The sequence below is a fragment of the Flavobacterium notoginsengisoli genome, from assembly GCF_042686225.1.
GTDB lineage: Bacteria > Bacteroidota > Bacteroidia > Flavobacteriales > Flavobacteriaceae > Flavobacterium > Flavobacterium notoginsengisoli.
Map to the genome: position 1 here is coordinate 139,689 of NZ_JBHUOT010000005.1, position 18,509 is coordinate 158,197.

At 32.5% G+C, this 18,509-nt stretch carries 16 protein-coding genes and 1 tRNA gene; 12 read left to right on the plus strand and 5 right to left on the minus strand.

Annotation, left to right across the window (positions count from 1 at the left end):
* The first annotated feature begins 31 nt into the window (after positions 1-31).
* Positions 32-105, plus strand: a tRNA-Ala gene (locus ACFS3A_RS13025).
* Positions 106-169: 64 nt separating this feature from the next.
* Here ACFS3A_RS13025 and ACFS3A_RS13030 read toward each other — a convergent pair.
* Positions 170-346, minus strand: a complete 177-nt coding sequence (locus tag ACFS3A_RS13030) for a hypothetical protein (protein WP_379825988.1) — start codon at positions 344-346, stop codon at positions 170-172.
* Between the two features lie 215 nt (positions 347-561).
* Here ACFS3A_RS13030 and ACFS3A_RS13035 point away from each other — a divergent pair, with 215 nt between their 5' ends.
* From ACFS3A_RS13035 to tnpA, 10 genes are all read left to right on the plus strand, one after another.
* Positions 562-1,161 carry a hypothetical protein gene (locus ACFS3A_RS13035; protein WP_379825989.1) on the plus strand — a complete coding sequence of 200 codons (600 nt, stop codon included), beginning with the start codon at positions 562-564 and terminating at the stop codon, positions 1,159-1,161.
* 19 nt (positions 1,162-1,180) lie between these two features.
* Entirely contained in the window at positions 1,181-2,125 is a 945-nt protein-coding gene (locus ACFS3A_RS13040; RefSeq protein WP_379825991.1) for a hypothetical protein, read from the plus strand.
* Positions 2,126-2,569 carry a hypothetical protein gene (locus ACFS3A_RS13045; RefSeq protein WP_379825992.1) on the plus strand — a complete coding sequence of 148 codons (444 nt, stop codon included), beginning with the start codon at positions 2,126-2,128 and terminating at the stop codon, positions 2,567-2,569.
* Entirely contained in the window at positions 2,566-3,156 is a 591-nt protein-coding gene (locus ACFS3A_RS13050) for a hypothetical protein (protein ID WP_379825993.1), read from the plus strand. Before ACFS3A_RS13045 ends, ACFS3A_RS13050 begins: the two co-directional genes overlap by 4 nt.
* On the plus strand, positions 3,157-3,615 hold the full coding sequence (locus ACFS3A_RS13055) for a hypothetical protein (RefSeq protein ID WP_379825994.1): 459 nt from the start codon (positions 3,157-3,159) through the stop codon (positions 3,613-3,615). It begins immediately after the preceding gene.
* A gap of 186 nt (positions 3,616-3,801) precedes the next feature.
* The gene (locus tag ACFS3A_RS13060; RefSeq protein WP_379825995.1) at positions 3,802-4,836 is read left to right on the plus strand and encodes an oxidoreductase; all 1,035 of its coding nucleotides are present in this window, start codon (positions 3,802-3,804) and stop codon (positions 4,834-4,836) included.
* A 24-nt stretch (positions 4,837-4,860) separates the two neighbouring features.
* Complete coding sequence (locus tag ACFS3A_RS13065) at positions 4,861-5,232, plus strand: VOC family protein (RefSeq protein WP_379825996.1); 372 nt, start codon at positions 4,861-4,863, stop codon at positions 5,230-5,232.
* 65 nt (positions 5,233-5,297) lie between these two features.
* Positions 5,298-5,858, plus strand: a complete 561-nt coding sequence (locus tag ACFS3A_RS13070; RefSeq protein ID WP_379825997.1) for a hypothetical protein — start codon at positions 5,298-5,300, stop codon at positions 5,856-5,858.
* 104 nt (positions 5,859-5,962) lie between these two features.
* A complete protein-coding gene (locus ACFS3A_RS13075; protein ID WP_379825999.1) occupies positions 5,963-6,358 on the plus strand; it encodes a helix-turn-helix domain-containing protein in 396 nt (131 codons plus the stop codon).
* 700 nt (positions 6,359-7,058) lie between these two features.
* Positions 7,059-7,511, plus strand: a complete 453-nt coding sequence (gene tnpA, locus ACFS3A_RS13080) for an IS200/IS605 family transposase (RefSeq protein ID WP_379826000.1) — start codon at positions 7,059-7,061, stop codon at positions 7,509-7,511.
* Between the two features lie 968 nt (positions 7,512-8,479).
* On the opposite strand, the gene ACFS3A_RS13085 is transcribed toward tnpA, so the two are convergent.
* From ACFS3A_RS13085 to ACFS3A_RS13100, 4 genes are read right to left on the minus strand one after another with little or no spacing between them, the layout of a single operon-like run.
* Positions 8,480-9,439, minus strand: a complete 960-nt coding sequence (locus tag ACFS3A_RS13085) for a lipid A deacylase LpxR family protein (protein ID WP_379826001.1) — start codon at positions 9,437-9,439, stop codon at positions 8,480-8,482.
* On the minus strand, positions 9,426-10,211 hold the full coding sequence (gene mtgA / locus ACFS3A_RS13090; RefSeq protein WP_379826003.1) for a monofunctional biosynthetic peptidoglycan transglycosylase: 786 nt from the start codon (positions 10,209-10,211) through the stop codon (positions 9,426-9,428). Before mtgA ends, ACFS3A_RS13085 begins: the two co-directional genes overlap by 14 nt.
* Positions 10,212-10,260: 49 nt before the next feature.
* Positions 10,261-15,144, minus strand: coding sequence for a choice-of-anchor J domain-containing protein (locus tag ACFS3A_RS13095; protein WP_379826005.1), 4,884 nt, complete (start codon positions 15,142-15,144; stop codon positions 10,261-10,263).
* A gap of 42 nt (positions 15,145-15,186) precedes the next feature.
* A complete protein-coding gene (locus ACFS3A_RS13100; protein ID WP_379826006.1) occupies positions 15,187-16,299 on the minus strand; it encodes an NAD(P)/FAD-dependent oxidoreductase in 1,113 nt (370 codons plus the stop codon).
* 211 nt (positions 16,300-16,510) lie between these two features.
* On the opposite strand from ACFS3A_RS13100, the gene ACFS3A_RS13105 reads away from it, so the two are divergent.
* Positions 16,511-18,412, plus strand: a complete 1,902-nt coding sequence (locus ACFS3A_RS13105; protein ID WP_379826007.1) for a S9 family peptidase — start codon at positions 16,511-16,513, stop codon at positions 18,410-18,412.
* Positions 18,413-18,509 lie beyond the last annotated feature (97 nt).

Genomic DNA, 18,509 nt, shown 5'->3' on the forward strand with positions numbered 1-18,509 from the left:
GAGAATTATTTGACTTTATTTGTAACGCTTTGGGGGATTAGCTCATTTGGCTAGAGCGCTACGCTGGCAGCGTAGAGGCGACCGGTTCGAATCCGGTATTCTCCACAAAATCAAAACCCTTGTAAATTCCGTTTACAAGGGTCTTCTTTTTAGAAAAACAAAATTCTAATTATTTCTCATTTGCTGAATCCTCAGCATCTACTCTATCCTTTTCAGCTTTTTTAAAATCATTATTCAGTAAATTTTCCAATTTCTTTTTCTCTTTTAGATTTTTTCTGATGGTTAATACAACTAAAATGACAATCAGTAAAACTACTACCCCTATTACAACCCAATTAATTTCCATAATTTAAATTTTAATTAAAAGTAAAAATTTAAACTACTTACCATATTATCAAAAGGTTAAGAATGCTTTTCTGGGACAGTCCTTCATAATTACATAATTTGAAAGATATTTCTTTAAAAAAGGTTTCTTATTTTTGTTTATAGCGGCAATCATTTTAAAAATATAATATTCAATGATATTGGCAGCAAAAGTTAAAATCTACTAAACATCAAAAAATGAAAAAAGAAATATTAGACCGAATCCAGCAACTGGGTGGAAATATCGATAAAGTAAAAGGAAATTCGTTACAGGAAGATTTACAATTAATTGAATTCAGCCATCCTTTATACACGGATTATTATGAAGATGAGTTGTACGGAGCTGATGAATTTTATGCCAATAATCGCGAATTATATCTTGAGAATAAAAAGGAATTTTACGACCGTTTACTGGATCATTTTTTTTCTGACCATGAACTTCCATACGGGCAGGATTTTTACAGAAATTTTCTCTTTACCCCTTTTAGAAAAGATTCTGATGATTTTGGCGAATTAGATGGACTTGTAGAAGAAAGTGAAATTAGAGAAGTGGTTAAAGGAGAAGAATTAGACTTTATTTGTATTTGTTATTCCTACGGATTTCCAGATCACTTTTTTATCTGTCTGACAGATGCAAATCCGGAAAATCCGACTGTTTATTCTACGGATCATGAAGTGTTTTTCAGCGAAATTGAAGATGAAGGAACTTTCGAAGAATTTTTAAAACGCTATTTAACCAAAGAGGAATTTCTAAAAATAGTGAAGGACTACATTGAAAATGAAAAAACGGATAAATAGATTTACCTGCACAAAAATTATGAAAAGAATTATCATTATTCTATTTATTACAGTCACAAACTCATTTGCAACTTCCTGCCAAAATTCAGCAATTTCAAATAAAAAATCAGAAAAGATAAAATTGGAAATTAGAAAAACAGATAAAGTTTTCAACGGAAACCTCAACTTAAAAACCCAAAAAGAGGTAGATGCTTTTGGACAAAAAAATTATACGTATTTCAATGGAAATTTAAGTATTGGCGATACCTTATCTACAGAGTTATCAGGAGAAATTCAAAATTTGGATGCCCTTAAAAATATTCAAAAAATTAATGGAGAACTTTTGATTGTGAAGCTTAAAAACTTTCATTCCGTCGAAGGATTAATGAACCTCGAAAATGTCAACGGAAACTTTACTATTTCAGGATGTGATCTTTCAAAAATTGACGGTTTTAATAAACTGATTTCCGTGAACGGCGACATTACTTTTGGGAACAACAGTGGCAAGTATAGTGAGAATCCTTTAATTCAAATTTCTGGTTTCAACAATCTCGTTAAAGTTGAAAATATATTTATCATTGGCAATTCAGGTCTTAAAAAAGTAGATGGATTCAATCAAATCAAAGAAATTAAAACGGTTATGATCATGAATAGTGATATCACAACATTAAATTGTTTTAAAAATCTGCAAACCGTAAATGAAAATTTCAGTGTTGAATATTCTGATTTACTGACCTCGATAACTTTAGAAAAACTAGAAACTGTAAACGGCTTTTTTGCTTTAAATGAAAACAATACAATCAATGGAAATATTACCTTTCCAAATCTAAAATTAATAAAACTGTTGTATTTTTTTCAGAACAAAAGCTTCGAAAATTACTGTTCGTTCAGTCGTCTGCTTAAAGAAAATAAAATTGCAGAAATCGAGTTTCAAGGCAATAAATCGAATCCATCAAAAGAACAGATTATTACCAATTGTAAATAAATGGAAAAAAAATTCTTAACTAAAACAATCCAATTTCTCAAAATTTTTTCTGCAATTGCTTTGACAATTTTTCTCAGCACTTTTGTAGAAATATATTGGGCAATGGGAAGTTTCTCTGAAAGAATATCCAGCGGAAACCCGGACAGTAGTTTTTTTGATGATGCCTATTTAATTTCTTTGTTCACAACCATTATCTTAACGTTTGTTTTTCTGCTATTTGCGTTCATAAAAAACATCTATTTAAAAATCGCAGTTGAAATAATCAGCTTAATTTCAGTTTGGTTCTTTTGGAATTACAGCATTTTTGTAGATCGTGAATCTTCCTGGAGCACTTATGCTTTTAACGAAGAAATTCATTATACAATTTCAGTTTCTATTTTGCCTATTTTGGTTTTATCAATTTTTACGGTATTGGGTTTAAACTATATTTCAAAAAAATTATGAGTTCAACTAAAAGAATATTATTACGATTCTATTTAATTCTAAGTTTACTTTTTGTAATAAATGGTCTCTTGTATTATTACAAAGAAATAAGTTTACGTGGTTATTACAGTGACGCCATTTTATTTTGGTTATGGCTTTTAATGAGTTTTGTAATCATTATTCTTTTTTGGAAAAAACTTTTGGCAAAGCTCTTTTTAGCTGCCATTATAGTCACATTTGCATTGAGTATTATTGCTATGATGCTTCCTTTTTATGCTTTGATAAATTCAACTACATCCTTAGGTTTATACATCAATAAAGATCTTAACGAAAATTACAGAGCACAAATTGTAGGATACGGCCCAATGGTTTATCCGTGGCTTGAAGTAATTGAGAAAAAAGGCCTGTTAGAAAAAAGAATTATCAAGTGCACCGATTCAGATCTGATGAATGATAATCTGGATATAAAGATCAGAACCGCGAAAGATATCATTTTTAAGAGCGAAACTGATAGTACGCTAGTCCTGACACTTTTTTATGGCGGACCAAACAAGACTATTACATTTGATAAACACACAGGAAAAATTATTTCAATACAAAACAATTAAATGAAAAACAGCAAAACAATGACATTTTACTTTATTAAAACCTGGTTACTGATTATGATATTCAGCGTTTTAATTTCAGGTGGTTTATTATATCGTTTGTTCGAGATACAAGATGAAACGAAAAGTTTCTGGCTGATTATACTTTCCAATTTATCGTTTTTTTTCTCTTTAAGATTTGTTTTCTTCCTATCCATCTCATCAGTTATTATTTTTCTCAACAATTATGAATCTGTTAGAAAAAACAGATTTTATTCATTAGCAACTTATTGCCTGATTCCGTTTGCGACATTATTTTATTTTATGGCTGGCGATCTACCAATGGATGAATCTAATTTCGATATACTGAAATCAGGCTGGAAATTTTCAGCAATGCTGCTTTTGCCCCATTTAATAATTAGCTTCATTGCCTATTTACATTTTAGAAAAATGCTGAAGAGCAGAAAACTTCAACAAGACTAATTTTACTTCAATATTAGAAGGAATTCTTGGCCTCTCAAATAAAAATTCATTATTACAGCAAAAAGAAAAGAGTTGGAAAAATCATTCTTAAAAATTACACCTGGATTAAGTTTTAACTTTCAGTTTTAAAAAAATTAAAGTATTTTCGTATATATCGAATACTAAAGTAAAATCCATAATTGTAAAATGACACTGAAATCATTACTACTATCTGCCTCTTTTTTAATTCTGTTATTTGCCTGCAACAAAAAAGAGTCTGGCAAAATACCTCAGCAGGATTCATCAAAAAATGCAAAACTAAAAACCAATACAGTGCAGGAAGCAGGTGAAGGAACTCCAAGAAAAGAAAGTATCAATTTATTTACTGTTATGCCTAAAGACAGTAGTGATATTGCTTTTGTTTCACTTTCGGATATTTATCCTATTAATGACGAAAAAGATACTCTTGCCTTACCCAATCTTAAAAAAATGGTCGAAGCCGACGCTCAATATTTCACGTTTGCTAAAAACTACAGAAAAAGATTTTTATCTAAAACTCATATTTCCGAAAACGATTCACTGTTTGTTTACGATTATGCCAAAAACAAACTCGCTTCTTTTCTAATAAAAAATCTCAAGACCGCCGCCATGTTAAATGTATATTCAATTGGAGAGTCCGAACCTTATAGTAATTTTGATTTTATGATTGGTTTTGAAATCAACAAAAAAAATCTAACCGGATTTAGCGAGTATTACAGAGATGCTTTGGTATATGTTGGCAAAGAAAATCCTTTTTCAAAAGAGCCTTTAAAGCCAATTTTATGGAAGAAAATTGCCAAAAAGGATTATCCTTCAAAAACAATGAAAAATGAAGATCGTACTGTCCTAAAAAACTCATTAACAGGCAATACGTATTTTTACGAAACAAAAAGTCATCAATATTTTTTACAAGACTATCTTGATAGCTATAAGACAATTTATGCCAGACGTCTTTTAGTAGTTGATACTAAAACTAAAGAAATCATAATCGAAAAACTCTACAGTCAAAGCGAAGGCACCTCTCCTGCTCCATTAAATTATGAAAACGGAGACGATGCTATTGAACAATATACCGGGAAACTTTTCAAGAATAAACCTGATGTTGTTTTTGGTTTTTTATATGAGTCTTTTGGCTGTCCATCCATTTCTATTATAGACAAATCAAATGAAGAAATTTATCTTCAATGTGATAATCGTCATTAAAATAATCATTTAAAAAATATTTTTATGAGAATTTCATTTTGGCTTTACAGTTCAAATCTTGAAAAGTCTTTTGATTTTTATCGAAAGGTTTTTGATCTCGATCCGGAAGAAAATTTAAAAAAATCCAAAGGTTTCTCTGTACCTATTGGTATTCATTTTGAATTAAAAATAAGCAGTCTGGAAAAACCGCAAAATGCAGGAAGTATAGAGATAAATGAGGCCAATATAGAAGAGACATACGAAAGATTCATTAAAAACAGACTTCCGGAAACGGCTCAATCAGATCCTAAAAAAATGAAAGGCGGAACATTTTCCGGTCCGTGGGAATATCCCGGTGGAATGGCATTGTTTTTAAAAGACCCCGATAATCATTCTATTTTCTTTATGGAATGGTAATCAAAACAGCGCATAAAACTTTTATGTTTTAGCTAAAAAAGAAAAACATTTAATATCAAGAAAACATGTCTGAATTAAGCTCTTTATATTGCAAAGTCAAAATCACAAAATCACAGCTTGAAAAATTCTTAAGCAGTTCTCCCGAAAAACCAGAATTAAACGATAACTGGTTAAAATGGTGGGACAGCCGACAAATGTATTCTAAAATGGCCCTGACTGCAGAATTGCTTCGCTCTTATGATGATGACACCAATCAAGAAGTTCTTAACAGCTGGATGGAATACAAAAAGGCAATGGCATTTTCAGATTACAATGAAACAACTGAAGAATGGCATTGGGGGATGATGTTTTTTGCCGAAAATTATTTAGATATATTACCAATGGCATCTTTTATAATCAGTCTGGAAAAATATGTAATTGAAAGCTCCGAAAATACAGCAATTGTTTTCCCATTTTTTTGGGGAGACAAAAATGTACTGTTTTTTATTCATTTTGAAAAAGGAAAAGCAATTTTGAGTCCTTCAACACAATCAACAGATGACATTAATCCTGAAATGTTTAATTACACAAAAGAATATCTCAACAAAAAATGGAATGATTTGGCAAATGAAATGGAACTGGATTAAAAAACACAATTATACCTTTTTCAAACTCTAAAAGTATTTTACAAAAACAAAGCTGTTTTTTACTTAAAATGATTTTGTAAATATTTTTTAAATACCTTTGAATTATGAGCACAACAGCAAAATCAAATCATATAGGGCGAAAAATAAGCCGTATTCGTGAACTTCGTGATATGAAGCAGGAAGCTTTGGCGCAAGCCTTGGGAACAAACCAACAAGCTATTTCTGCCATAGAAAATAGTGAAACGATCGATGATGCAAAACTTGCCGAAGTAGCAAAAGCACTTGGTGTATCTGCCGAAGCAATAAAAAATTTTTCTGAAGAAAATGTGATTAATTATTTTAATACGTTTACAGACAGTCACGGAAACTTTGGAAATTTTGCAAGTGGTGCTATTTGCAATTTCAATCCTCTTGATAAAGTAGTAGAACTTTACGAACGTTTGGTTCAGTCCGAAAAAGATAAAGTAGAGTATTTAGAGAAATTACTGAAAGAGAAATAATCTTTCTGTTTTTATACAAGTTACAAAAGCCACTTCTTACACAGAAGTGGCTTTTTTTGTTTTTAGTTAATTACTATTAGCTTATTATAATACAATTATAACTTTTGCTAGCTCTCTTGAAATAATTCGACTTTTAATTTTATTTTCTTAATACCACATTATGGCAAACATATCTTTGAGAATAGGCTTTCGCCCTTTCAGGGCTTGAGTGACTATATTCTTTCCCCCTCAATAGTGCGTTGCACTATCTTAGAGGTTACGCTCTTTCAGAGCTGTTTTGTCTGGTTTTACAAAGGATAAAAAACAATTCAGAAATAAAACGGGCTGAAAGCCCAAGACATTAACATAGTGCGAAGCGCTATGCATAGTGACCAAGAACAGCACCATCCAAAATGGGCTGAAAGCCCCACAGAGATTACAATGATGCGAAGCGCTATGCATAGCAATCAAGAGTACCGCCATCCAAAATGGGCTGAAAGCCCAATAGATATTAACATAGTGCGAAGCGCTATGCATAGCAATCAAGAGTACCACCATCCAAAATGGGCTGAAAGCCCAATAGATATCAACATAGTGCGAAGCGCTATGCATAGCGAACAAGAGTACCGCCATCCAAAATGGGCTGAAAGCCCAATAGATATTAACATAGTGCGAAGCGCTATGTAAAAAAGAAAATCACCAATCCTAAAAAAGAAAAATTATGCCACAATCATTATACAAAGTATATATACATCTCGTATTCAGTACTAAAAGACGTCAACCACTTATTGACGACGATATAAAAGATAAATTATGGGCATATCTTGGTGGAATTTGCAAAGGATTAGAATGTAATCCGATTCAGGTGGGAGGATATAACGATCATGTTCATATTCTATGTCTATTATCCAAAAAAATTACACAAATGAAATTAGTAGAAGAAGTAAAAAAACAATCTTCAAAATGGATAAAAACGGTTGATAGACGTTATGCAAACTTTTACTGGCAAGATGGTTATGGTATTTTTTCTGTTAATCCTTCTCAATTAGAGATCGTAGTTAAATACATTAAAAATCAAGAAGAGCATCATAGAAAAAAGACATTCAAAAAAGAACTCTTAGCATTTTTAAATAAATATAATGTTGAATATGACGAACGGTATCTTTGGGATTAGGCTTTCGCCCTTTCAGGGCTGGATTAACTATATTGATTATTTTTTCCATGGTCCGTTGCACCATTCTAATGCTTGAGCTCTTTCAGAGCTGTTTATACATTTCTGTAAAAGCTAAAAAAAAATAAAATCTAACAACTTTCAAAATCAGGATGAATGATCTAAAGGCACAACTATGGTTTATACTAGTCTAATGATTGTGTTTTGTGTTCTCTAAACCTTTTTTAAAATTTCAATTTAAAAAGAATGCAATGTACGCAACTCTAAAAATTGGGCTGAAAGCCCTAAAGGCATTACCATCGTGCGAAGCGCTATGATAGTAAAGACAAAAGACTACAATATGCCCTGAAAGGGCAATATCAAAAAACTTTGCGCCTTTGCAACAAACCTGCTTAGCTCAATAAAAGAAATAATAAGAAACCCTAAAATTATTGCAACAGTATTTTAAGCCTCCCCGCTTATATATTTTTTATAATAGGTCGAGAAATACAGAGGAAAGAATGCCAGAGCAACTGGTAGATATATACCAGCAAAAGATTCGTGATAATTCACAAATTGTTTTTCTATAATTATGACCAACAAGTAAACAAGTATGGTAAATATGTAGTATGTTCTTCTCTCATTTTCTATATCAAAATATATAAAGATAGATGAAATAAAAACAATTACATATAAAAACAGATTAACCATAAAGATTAAAATCAAGCCTCTATCATTATGATTATAATAAAAGTAGGTCAAGAATAACAATAAAATAAATCCAACAAATAAGTCTGGAATCAAAAACGATCCCCATTTGTATCTTATACAAGCATAAACGACAAAAAAAACAAACAGAAAAAAATAACCCCACATATTTATTTTAAATTTTATCTTTTAAAAAATTTAAATCAATAAATCACAATTCCAATTATTCCAAAATCTTAGATAAACACTTTGAATTAGTGACTTAGTGTCTTTGTAGAAAAACCTTAACGAAGTAAAAACCCCATTCGAATCGAGCCATAAAAATATCCTGCATTGGTATTGATTCCTGGATCATTTAATTCTCTTCCGCGGTAAAGGAATGAATACGAAATATTAAAATTGTTGTATCGGTATTTTAAACCAGCTTCGGCATTAAAACGAAGCGGATTCAAATCGAAAGTAATTGGACTGGTATCATTAAACATACTGCCTTCTATTGTGGCGTCATAAAACTGATAATTGACGCTAGGCATGGCATAAAAGTAAAACTCTCTAATATCTGTTTGGGTCTGTGAATTAACAGAAGCATGATACATATTAGAATCATAAATTGGAAGCAATTTTTTAAATCCAAATCTCGCCATAAAACCAGTTGAAACTCCAGTAAAAATAGTTCCCAAATTGGCTTCTGAATGAAAGTGCAAATCGACAAAATCATTTTGTTTGGAAGGAAACATTTTTTTAGAATACATTACATGCGCCTGAACAGCAAAAGCATTATGCAATTGATTCTCCCAACCATAGACTTTCTTATATCCAATAATTTTATGAAATCCAACCTGAGTTTGTTCGCCTAAAGCATTTGGCCCCATAAAACCTAACTGAAAATCGGTTTTTAGTACGGATTCACTTTGATAAAAAAAACTTTTTCCCGCTTCCGCAAAAAGATAAGCTGTAAAAGGACGGTCATTTATATCAATCGCAGATTCGTTTATAAATCTTGGATTATAGATATATTGCCCAACACGGAATTCTGTCACTTTCTTATTGATCTTTTCATTGTCATTCTTTGACAAAAACCGGTAAAAAAGTTCCAATCCGTTGGTATAATACATATCGTTTTTAGACGAAGTGTATAAGTCATTGTCTGATATAAAACCTATTTCTGAAGTTTTTCCTTGTCCAAAAGTCAACGTTGTGGTTAAGATTAGAAAAGCAAAAAGAGCTTTTTTACTTTTTCTCATCTCCTTTATAATTGATTTTTCCAACGTATCGCATTTCGCGGACAATTCGTTCCTTTCTTCTATTGATATAACTTGAAGAACCTGTAGCTTTAAATTTTCTTGGATTTGGCAAAATTGCTGCAATTCCTGCCGCCTGCATTGGCGTTAAACTAGAAGCATCACGACGGTACCAATGTTCTGTTGCCGCATAAGCTCCGTAAACTCCGTCCCCCATTTCAATGCTATTTAAGTAAACTTCCATGATGCGTTCTTTACCCCAAATTAATTCAATTAAAACAGTAAAATAAGCTTCAAGACCTTTACGAAAATAACTTTTTCCCTGCCATAAAAAGACGTTCTTCGCGGTTTGTTGTGAGATTGTACTTCCGCCTCGAATTCGGCGTCCGCGTTCGTTGCTTTTATAGGCTTTTTGAAGTGCTTTAAAATCGAACCCGTTATGGGTTAAAAAAGTTCCGTCTTCACTGGCTATAACCGCTTTTTGCAAATTCATCGAGATTTTTTCAATCGGTTCCCAGTCATGGTCAAAGTAAACTTCTTTTCCAGCCCATTTATTTTCGATTGCACGAATAATCATTAAAGGCGTAAACGGAACCGGAACATATTTAAAAAATATAACCGATCCGATTGATATTCCGAAAAACCATAAAGCAGCTTTGATAAAAAACCTTTTTATTTTTTCTCCCAAAGTGCGATTGCTTTTCTTTGGAGATGTTTTAGGTTTTGGTTTACTTGTGGTTGTTTTTTTTGGTGCCGGTTTTTTGGATACTGCCATTATATTAAATCTGCTAATTCTTTTGATACTCTATTCTTTAAAAATAGAATTATTTTTTTATTACTTTAAAAGATTCTTTTTTATCATCTTGAGTTAAAACAATCATGTAAACACCTGTTGCATAGTGTCTAAAATCAATAACGACTTTTGAATCTGAATATTTTTCTTTACTTAATAATTGTCCGTTTAAATTATAAACTTCAACATTCGAAATTATAGAATTACCTTCAATATTCAATATATTTTCGATCGGATTTGGATAATATTTAAATTCACCATAGTTATGATCTGTAACCGATAAAGTTGCTGTTTGATTAAAAACCAGATTATCTAAAAAAGCATTATCGCCTAAATCGGATTTCCCAATATGTTGCAACGAAATTCGAATATCTGATTTTACGTAAGCGCTGAGATCAAATACATGTGTCTCATAAGTATCTCCGTTTTTTGTTACAGGCTGAATGATGTCTTGTAAAACATCCCCATTTACTACAACTCTAAACATTGATTCATTTTTCGAATTAACAAAAGTTTGCCTTAAATCAAAACGCATAAACAAACTGTTTACATTTGTAGCATCAACTTTAAAATTTATTTTAGAAATACTGCTTGGATTAGATTCCCAAATACTGGTATCGGCAGCACTCCTTTTTTTTGCAATATCCGAAGAATTCCTCCACTCGCCCAGAACGCTATTTCCTTTTAACGCAACTACTTTGTTGTTTAAATTAACAGGATCAGTATCTACTTTTACAATACTTCCTAAAGTTCCTTCCAAAATTATGGCTTCAGGAATTGCTGCATCAAAATTATACTTGCTAACTGTTGAATTTCCATTAATACTACTTGTGTACCCTTCTCTCAATTCAAAATTATCAACAAGTAAAAGCGGTGATCCGGAATTATAAAAATGCATTAGAAAACTATAATCACCGGAAACAACAGGCGTAAAATAATAAGACAGGTCACTGTAATTGTATTCCGTCAATCTTCCAGAATATGTTAGGGAGGCTTCCATATTATATTCATTCTGCCCTCTTCCAACAGACAACCATACGCCCTGAGAACGATATTCGTAGCTATTTCTGCCTTTCAGACTAAACTTGTATGTAGTTCCGGCTTTAAGATGAAACATCGGAAGCATCATTTTTGCATACCCATTTATGTATAAGTAAGTGTTATCGTCAAAACCTTTTCGCATATAGTCAGGACCAAAATTACTGTATACTTCTTTTACAGCTTTATTCTCCATTGTTATGTCTCCTTGTAAAAATTTAAAACAATCCGGAAGAATATTTTTTCCATATGAACTTAAATTACTGAATTTTTCTGTCCATGGTAATGCTTTAATATTGCAGGTTGTTTCTATTTTTCTTGGACCTACGATAAGTGATTTATCAGAACCACATAGTGTTTTAAAATAAAACTGATAAGAACTTCCTGTTTGTAATCCGGAAACACTAATCTGATTTTCGTTTGTATTTAAAACCGTTCCTGATCCTAATGTAAAACCAGTTATGCCATATTCAATTTGAACATTTTGCGGAGATTCATTTTTGGATGTCCAATGAATATTAAGTGAATTATTGCTGACATTAGAAAAAACAACATCAATTGGTTCGTAACAAGATGATGCCTGATTGTATTGAATATCGTCTATTAAAACTGTATTAGAAACAAAAGTATCAGCCGGATCATCCAGATACTTAAACATGATGTGTTTATTTTCTCCTTTATACTCCGAAAAATCTATATTGAATTCTTTTCCATACTTAGGCAATTCTTTTAATTCCTGAATAGTTATGGTTTTGTAAGGCTCGAACGTAGACAAATCCATAGGATTTTTTATGGTTCCGATAACTAAATCTCCGGCTTTTGATCTGGTATCGCCTATTTGATAATTAAGCCAGAACTTTATTTTCTTATTGCTATCAAAGTCTTCTAAATATGGTGATATTAAAAATGCATCTTTTTCCCGATTTTGCAGATAAAAAACATTTGGTGCACTATTAATATTAGTCATACTATATTCCTGAAGTTGGGCATAAATTGGCTCACTTCGCGTCCAGCAAAAATTTAAAATATCAGGGTACGCATTCTTATATTGATCAAAATTTTCTATAAAAGGTGCTTGTACAGTACATCCAACCTTAAAAGTGTAACGATCTGACCATTCACTTTTTATTGTCGTTTCGCAATAAGAACGTACACGATACTCATATATACCTTGTTCCAAACCTGTTAAATTGAATGGATTTGTAGTTACGTTTACTATAGTTCCTGTTCCATTTGCAAATCCTTTAAGGCCATACTCAATATCCCAACTCTGAGACACTTTATTGGTGTTATTATCTCTCCAGTTCAGCAGTACACTCTTTGCTCCCGATTGTTTTGCTTCTAAAACACCAGGTCTTGGACATTCATTTTTGGTATAAGTAAAATTATCAATAAATATTCGCGTCAGTCTTAGGTTATTGATGCTTTGTTTAAAACCAATAAATTTATCAGTTCCATAATATTGAGAAAAATCTATTTCATAGTTTAACCATTTTGATTTATTCGCAGCAGGAATTGTAATTGTTTGATAGGCTTTAAAAGTTGTATAATCTTCAGGATCAGAAAGTGTCCCTATAATTAATTCTACAGACTTATTTTCAGATTCAGTTGGAACAATCATCCAAAAGTTGATTTTTTTATAGTTGTCCAAATCTTTTATTCTCGGAGAAACTAAAACAACTTTATCCGTCTTTTCTCCAACTCCTGGAGGATAAGCCACATCCAGTTGGTTTCTAATCACCATAGATTTTTTTCCTTCATATATAGAACCAGTGCCCCAATCAGCAGCTGTATTTACCTTAATAAAATTATTTATATGAAAGTATCTCTGATCAAAATAAGGTACGATTCTCGTCCAACAACCGTTTTTCTCAAAAATTGTATTTTCGAAATCTTCTTTAAAATCTGCCGTAATTCCTAAACATTTAGTTCTGAAATATCCCTTATCTGACCAGTCACTATAATTTGCTCCGCATTTAGTACGAACATAAAAATCATATTCTGTGTCATCTAAAATAGCTTCTGTTAACTTAATAGTTGAAGCCGACGCATTTACCAAAGTTCCATTTCCATGACTAAATCCTTTTGGACCGTATTCAACCTGCCATTCCGATGCAGGTTTGTAACTGTCCCATTTTACCTGAGCAAAATCGTAATCAAAATCAATTGTCACCGGATTAAGAGGTTCCAGACAAGAAGGAACTTTTTCATAAATAAAATCATCAATACTGAAAATAGAATTACTCTCATTATTGTACCTAATAGCAATATAATTATGATTATTACTTTTTGAATAGTTATCCAGATAAACCGTATGTTCTTTCCAAAGAGCAGATTTGTTTGGATTATCCAACTCATTCATTTCCGATGGCAGAATTGTTTTTAACGGAATAAAAGTCGTCTGATCTTTTGGATCTGACATTGTACCAATCGTTAACGAACTTTTATTATAGGTATCTGCACTACTATAAGCTAACAAATTAAACCTGACTCTCGTATCAGAATCTAAATCGGCAATATATGGTGTAATTAAGTAAGCTTTGTCCTGATTTATTTTTCCCTGAAATGTATAAATCAGAATACTGGAAGTTCCTGTTTTAGGCAAGGGTTTTAAAGACCAGTCTGTTTCTTCTACACTGGTTCGAATCAAACAATTATTACTAATTATATTCCAGCACGGATCCAGATACGAAGTACCTTCAAAAGAGGTAGTATAGCTTCCTGAAATAGCAGTACATGGGGTTTTAAAACTAATAGTAGGTGTCCAATTAGAGAATAAATCATCAACGCAATTGGCTCTTACTTTTACTTCGTAATTCGTATTCCCGACCAAATTATTTAAGACAAAAGGGCTCTCTTTAATATTTAAAATTTCGGTTGTATGTTTTACTACATTGGTTAAACTAACCTGAAAATTATCCTGATTTGGAGCATCAAAACTTATTTTAGCCGAATGCTGTTGCACATCACTTACAGCAAAATTAGACTGATCAAAACAATTAGCAGCCGTTTCATAGCTAAAATCATCAATCCCTACATTCTCATTAGAAGCACCGTAGTATTTCCTTTTAAATAAGAATACAATATATTGATCGGTTCCTTTATAATTATTAAAATAAATTGTTTGTGGCTGCCAGCCATAGCCTGGTTTTACCTCAACTGGAGCAAGTAAATGAAAAGTACTTAAATCACTGGGATTAGTCATTGTGCCGGCCAATAATTCAGTATCCGAAGTGTAACCATATGTCCAGAATTTAATTTTCCGGTCTGTAGCCAGATCATTAAATTTGGGAGATACTAAAGCTACGTGTGTTCCAGCCTGATAATTGTAATTAGTCATATTCATTGATGAACCCGGTTCATTTGTCGCACTATGATTCTCACCCGTTGACAAATACACTCCCGCATCACTTGACCAGTTTTTATAAATAAAACCTCTCCATTCTGAATCTGTTTCTATTTTATTATTGAAATTCGTTGAATATCCTACAGAAAAGACTTTATCACTTAAAGCAAAAATAGTTTTTATTTGTGACCAGTCTGTCCAGGCAAATCCAGAAAAATCATCCAGCAAATATTGTTGTCTCACTCTAAAATCATAGCCTGATAACGGATTTACTTTAAACTTATAAAAATCAACGCCTGTTACTGTTACAACTGTTCCTCTACCTGGCTGAAAACCAACAGGACCGTATTCAAATTGCCATTGGTTGGTTTTATAAATATTATAATCATGATATTCAATGAAAACTTCACCAAGTAAGGAGACTGTTACATCAAAATTTGCATCTGCGGCATAAGATTCCGGCTTATGATTTGCATGAATAAATAGGAAATTAAACAACGAGAAAAGAACAATCAGAGTAGTTTTCTTCATATTTGGGGCGGGTTTGGTTAGTTGTTTTTGGTGGTATTTTTTCTATATTAAATCTGCTAATTCTGTTCCTATTAAACTGCCTATTGCCACTCCCATTCCGCCCAAACGCACTCCACAAAACACGTTTTCAGACAGTTGAGTTACAACAGGATTTTTACTGTTTCCAATTCCCATTATGCCACTCCAACGATGTGCAATCTGAAAATTCTGACTTTGTAAAATTACATTTTTCAGTAAATCTTCCAATTTATTTTGAATAATTTTCGTCTGACCGAACTCAGTTGTCGTTTCACCTTCAAAATCAAGGTTTCTTCCTCCGCCTAATAAAATTCGATCGTTTATATTTCTAAAATAATAATAGCCTTTATCCAAATGAAATGTTCCTTTTATGTCTAAATTATGAATTGGTTCTGTAATTAAAACTTGTGCCCTGGCCGGTTTAACTGCATTATTAGTAAGAGATCCTGCAAAACCATTGGTAGCAAAAAGTAATTTATTGGTCTTAAAACTAAATTCATCCAGAACAACTTCTACATAATTTCCAGCATCTGCGTAAGAGGTTACAGTTTGCTGATTTAGAATTAAAATATTCTCTGAAACCGCTTGTCTCAGCAATTCCTGCATCATGTTTCCGGTATCGATCTGTGCTTCAAACGGATTAAAAATTAAATAATCCTGAACATTTCCAAATCCGAATCGGTCTGTTTCTTTGGCAAAAACTTCAGATTTAAAAAGTGGTTTTAAAATTTCGTTGACAAAAGACATTCTTGAAATACATTCGTTAAATCCGAATTCATCTTCTTTCAAAAACAATTCATATCCACCGTGGGGTTTAAAATCTATTGCAGCATCACCTAGTCTTTTTCGAAGCAACTGCAAACCTTTCCATCGTTTTTCAATAAGAGCTACAACATCATCCTCAGAATGTGTTTTTAAATCTTCTAAAATTTCAGAAAGACTTCCAAAACAGGCAAAACCGGCATTTTTTGTACTCGCGCCTTGCGGTAACATGCCTCTTTCCAAAACCAAAATTTTAGCTGCCGGAAATCTTTCGCGTAAGCGCAAAGCTGTATGAAGACCAACAATACCACTTCCTACAATAGTGTAATCTACATTCGTGAACCAGTTTTTTAATTCCCAATAACTTAATTCCATCTTCAGAGTTTTTTATAAAAATAATGATTTTTTTCGCCACGAATTCACGAATTATATTTTGATAATCTTTGTGAATAAAAATTTGTGAATTCGTGGCAAAAAAAATATAGCAGGTAAGTTTAGAATTTTAACAATAATTGGAATTTGAAATTTAACTAATTGGATTTTAAATGTTGTATTTTTAGCGCCACAAAAAATAGAATAATTGATTATGAAAAAAGTAGTATTAACAACCTTAATAATGATGAGTTTAAACGCTATCGGACAGAATGTAATGTCGCCGGAATTGTTATGGAAATTAGGAAGAGTAACACCTCTTGGCATTTCTAAAGATGCAAAAAATGTGGTTTTTAAAGTTTCTACACCTTCTGTAGAAGAAAACAAATCGTCTTCAAAATTGTATACGATTCCTGTAACTGGAGGAAATGCAACAGAAATTAAAGACACCAAAGATATTTTAGCCGATAAAAATATTTCTCCTGATGGAAAATATGTTGTGTATAACGAAGAAGTAAAAATCGATAAAGTTTTAGGTAAAGATTTTTATCCAAACCTGACAAAATCTGACGCTCAAATCTACGATGGATTAGATTACCGTCATTGGGATACCTGGAACGAAGGGAAATTCAACCACGTTTTTTATAAAGAAAACAAAGACGGCGCAAAAGGAATCGACATCCTAAAAGGTGAAACTTTTGATTCTCCACAAAAACCTTTCGGTGGTGACGAAGATTATATTTGGTCGCCAGACAGCAAAAGCATTTTGTACGTTTGCAAGAAAAAAGCAGGAACGGCTTACGCAATTTCTACCAATACCGATATTTATGAGTACAATTTAGAAACTCAAAAAACGGTTAATAAAACAAATGGTAATTTAGGTTACGATACAGCGCCACAATTTTCTCCAACAGGAAATTTAACTTGGTTGCAAATGAAACGTGACGGTTATGAGTCTGATAAAAACGATATTATTGTTGAGTTTAAAGGAATGAAACAAAACTTAACAGCAAACTGGGACGGAACTGTAGATAATTTTATCTGGAGTAAAGACGGAAAAACAGTATTTTTTGTAGCTCCAATTGATGGTACAAAACAAATTTTCTCGGTTAATTTTCCTGGTTTAACTAAGATCGCAATTAACGTTCGTCAGTTGACAAACGGAGATTTTGATGTAAATGATTTAGTTGGATTTGCCGGAGATGATATCATCGTTACGAGAACAGATATGAATCATGCTGGCGAAATTTTTTCTTTCAATTTGAAGAAAAATACATGGAAACAACTTTCAAATGTAAATACAGAAACATACAAAACTTTAGCATTGAGTAAAACCGAAAGACGTTATGTTACAACAACCGACGGTAAAAAAATGCTGGTTTGGGTAATCTTACCTCCAAATTTTGATGCATCAAAAAAATATCCAACTTTATTGTACTGTCAGGGCGGACCGCAAAGTGCGCTTACACAATCATACTCTTTCCGTTGGAATTTCTCTTTAATGGCTGCTAAAGGCTATGTAGTTGTTGCACCAAACCGTCGCGGAATGCCGGGGCATGGTGTAGAATGGAATGAGAAAATCAGTAAAGATTGGGGCGGACAAGTTATGGACGATTACCTTTCTGCAATTGATGATGTTGCAAAAGAAAGTTATGTTGACAAAAGCCGTTTAGGATGTGTTGGTGCTAGTTATGGTGGCTATTCTGTATTTTATTTAGCCGGAATTCATAAAAACCGTTTCAAAACTTTCATTGCTCATGATGGAGTTTTCAATACCGTTTCGATGCTAGGAACAACTGAAGAGGTTTTCTTTAACAACTGGGATTTTGGAGGCGCATATTGGGAAAAAGATAATGCTGTTGCTCAAAAAGCCTACACCACTTTCAACCCTGCAACTTTGGTTCAGAACTGGAACCGACCTATTTTGATTTTCCAAGGCGGAAAAGATTTCCGTGTGCCAATCGGACAAGGACAAGAAGCTTTTCAGGCTGCGCAGTTAAGAGGAATCAAAAGCCGATTTGTGTATTTTCCAGAAGAAAATCACTGGGTTCTAAAACCACAAAATGCTCAGGTTTGGCAAAGCGAGTTTTTCAAATGGTTAAGCGAAACATTATAATCATTAAAAAATGATATACAAACAGCCGTAGATTTACATAATCTACGGCTGTTTTGCTTTACATACCTTACAATTATGTAACATTATCGAACCTTTC

Excerpts from the sequence above, each read along its gene's own strand:
- ACFS3A_RS13030 (WP_379825988.1), bottom strand. The coding sequence starts at position 346 with ATGGAAATTAATTGGGTTGTAATAGGGGTAGTAGTTTTACTGATTGTC.
- ACFS3A_RS13035 (WP_379825989.1), top strand. The coding sequence starts at position 562 with ATGAAAAAAGAAATATTAGACCGAATCCAGCAACTGGGTGGAAATATC.
- ACFS3A_RS13040 (WP_379825991.1), top strand. The coding sequence starts at position 1,181 with ATGAAAAGAATTATCATTATTCTATTTATTACAGTCACAAACTCATTT.
- ACFS3A_RS13045 (WP_379825992.1), top strand. The coding sequence starts at position 2,126 with ATGGAAAAAAAATTCTTAACTAAAACAATCCAATTTCTCAAAATTTTT.
- ACFS3A_RS13050 (WP_379825993.1), top strand. The coding sequence starts at position 2,566 with ATGAGTTCAACTAAAAGAATATTATTACGATTCTATTTAATTCTAAGT.
- ACFS3A_RS13055 (WP_379825994.1), top strand. The coding sequence starts at position 3,157 with ATGAAAAACAGCAAAACAATGACATTTTACTTTATTAAAACCTGGTTA.
- ACFS3A_RS13060 (WP_379825995.1), top strand. The coding sequence starts at position 3,802 with ATGACACTGAAATCATTACTACTATCTGCCTCTTTTTTAATTCTGTTA.
- ACFS3A_RS13065 (WP_379825996.1), top strand. The coding sequence starts at position 4,861 with ATGAGAATTTCATTTTGGCTTTACAGTTCAAATCTTGAAAAGTCTTTT.
- ACFS3A_RS13070 (WP_379825997.1), top strand. The coding sequence starts at position 5,298 with ATGTCTGAATTAAGCTCTTTATATTGCAAAGTCAAAATCACAAAATCA.
- ACFS3A_RS13075 (WP_379825999.1), top strand. The coding sequence starts at position 5,963 with ATGAGCACAACAGCAAAATCAAATCATATAGGGCGAAAAATAAGCCGT.
- tnpA (WP_379826000.1), top strand. The coding sequence starts at position 7,059 with ATGCCACAATCATTATACAAAGTATATATACATCTCGTATTCAGTACT.
- ACFS3A_RS13085 (WP_379826001.1), bottom strand. The coding sequence starts at position 9,439 with ATGAGAAAAAGTAAAAAAGCTCTTTTTGCTTTTCTAATCTTAACCACA.
- mtgA (WP_379826003.1), bottom strand. The coding sequence starts at position 10,211 with ATGGCAGTATCCAAAAAACCGGCACCAAAAAAAACAACCACAAGTAAA.
- ACFS3A_RS13095 (WP_379826005.1), bottom strand. The coding sequence starts at position 15,144 with ATGAAGAAAACTACTCTGATTGTTCTTTTCTCGTTGTTTAATTTCCTA.
- ACFS3A_RS13100 (WP_379826006.1), bottom strand. The coding sequence starts at position 16,299 with ATGGAATTAAGTTATTGGGAATTAAAAAACTGGTTCACGAATGTAGAT.
- ACFS3A_RS13105 (WP_379826007.1), top strand. The coding sequence starts at position 16,511 with ATGAAAAAAGTAGTATTAACAACCTTAATAATGATGAGTTTAAACGCT.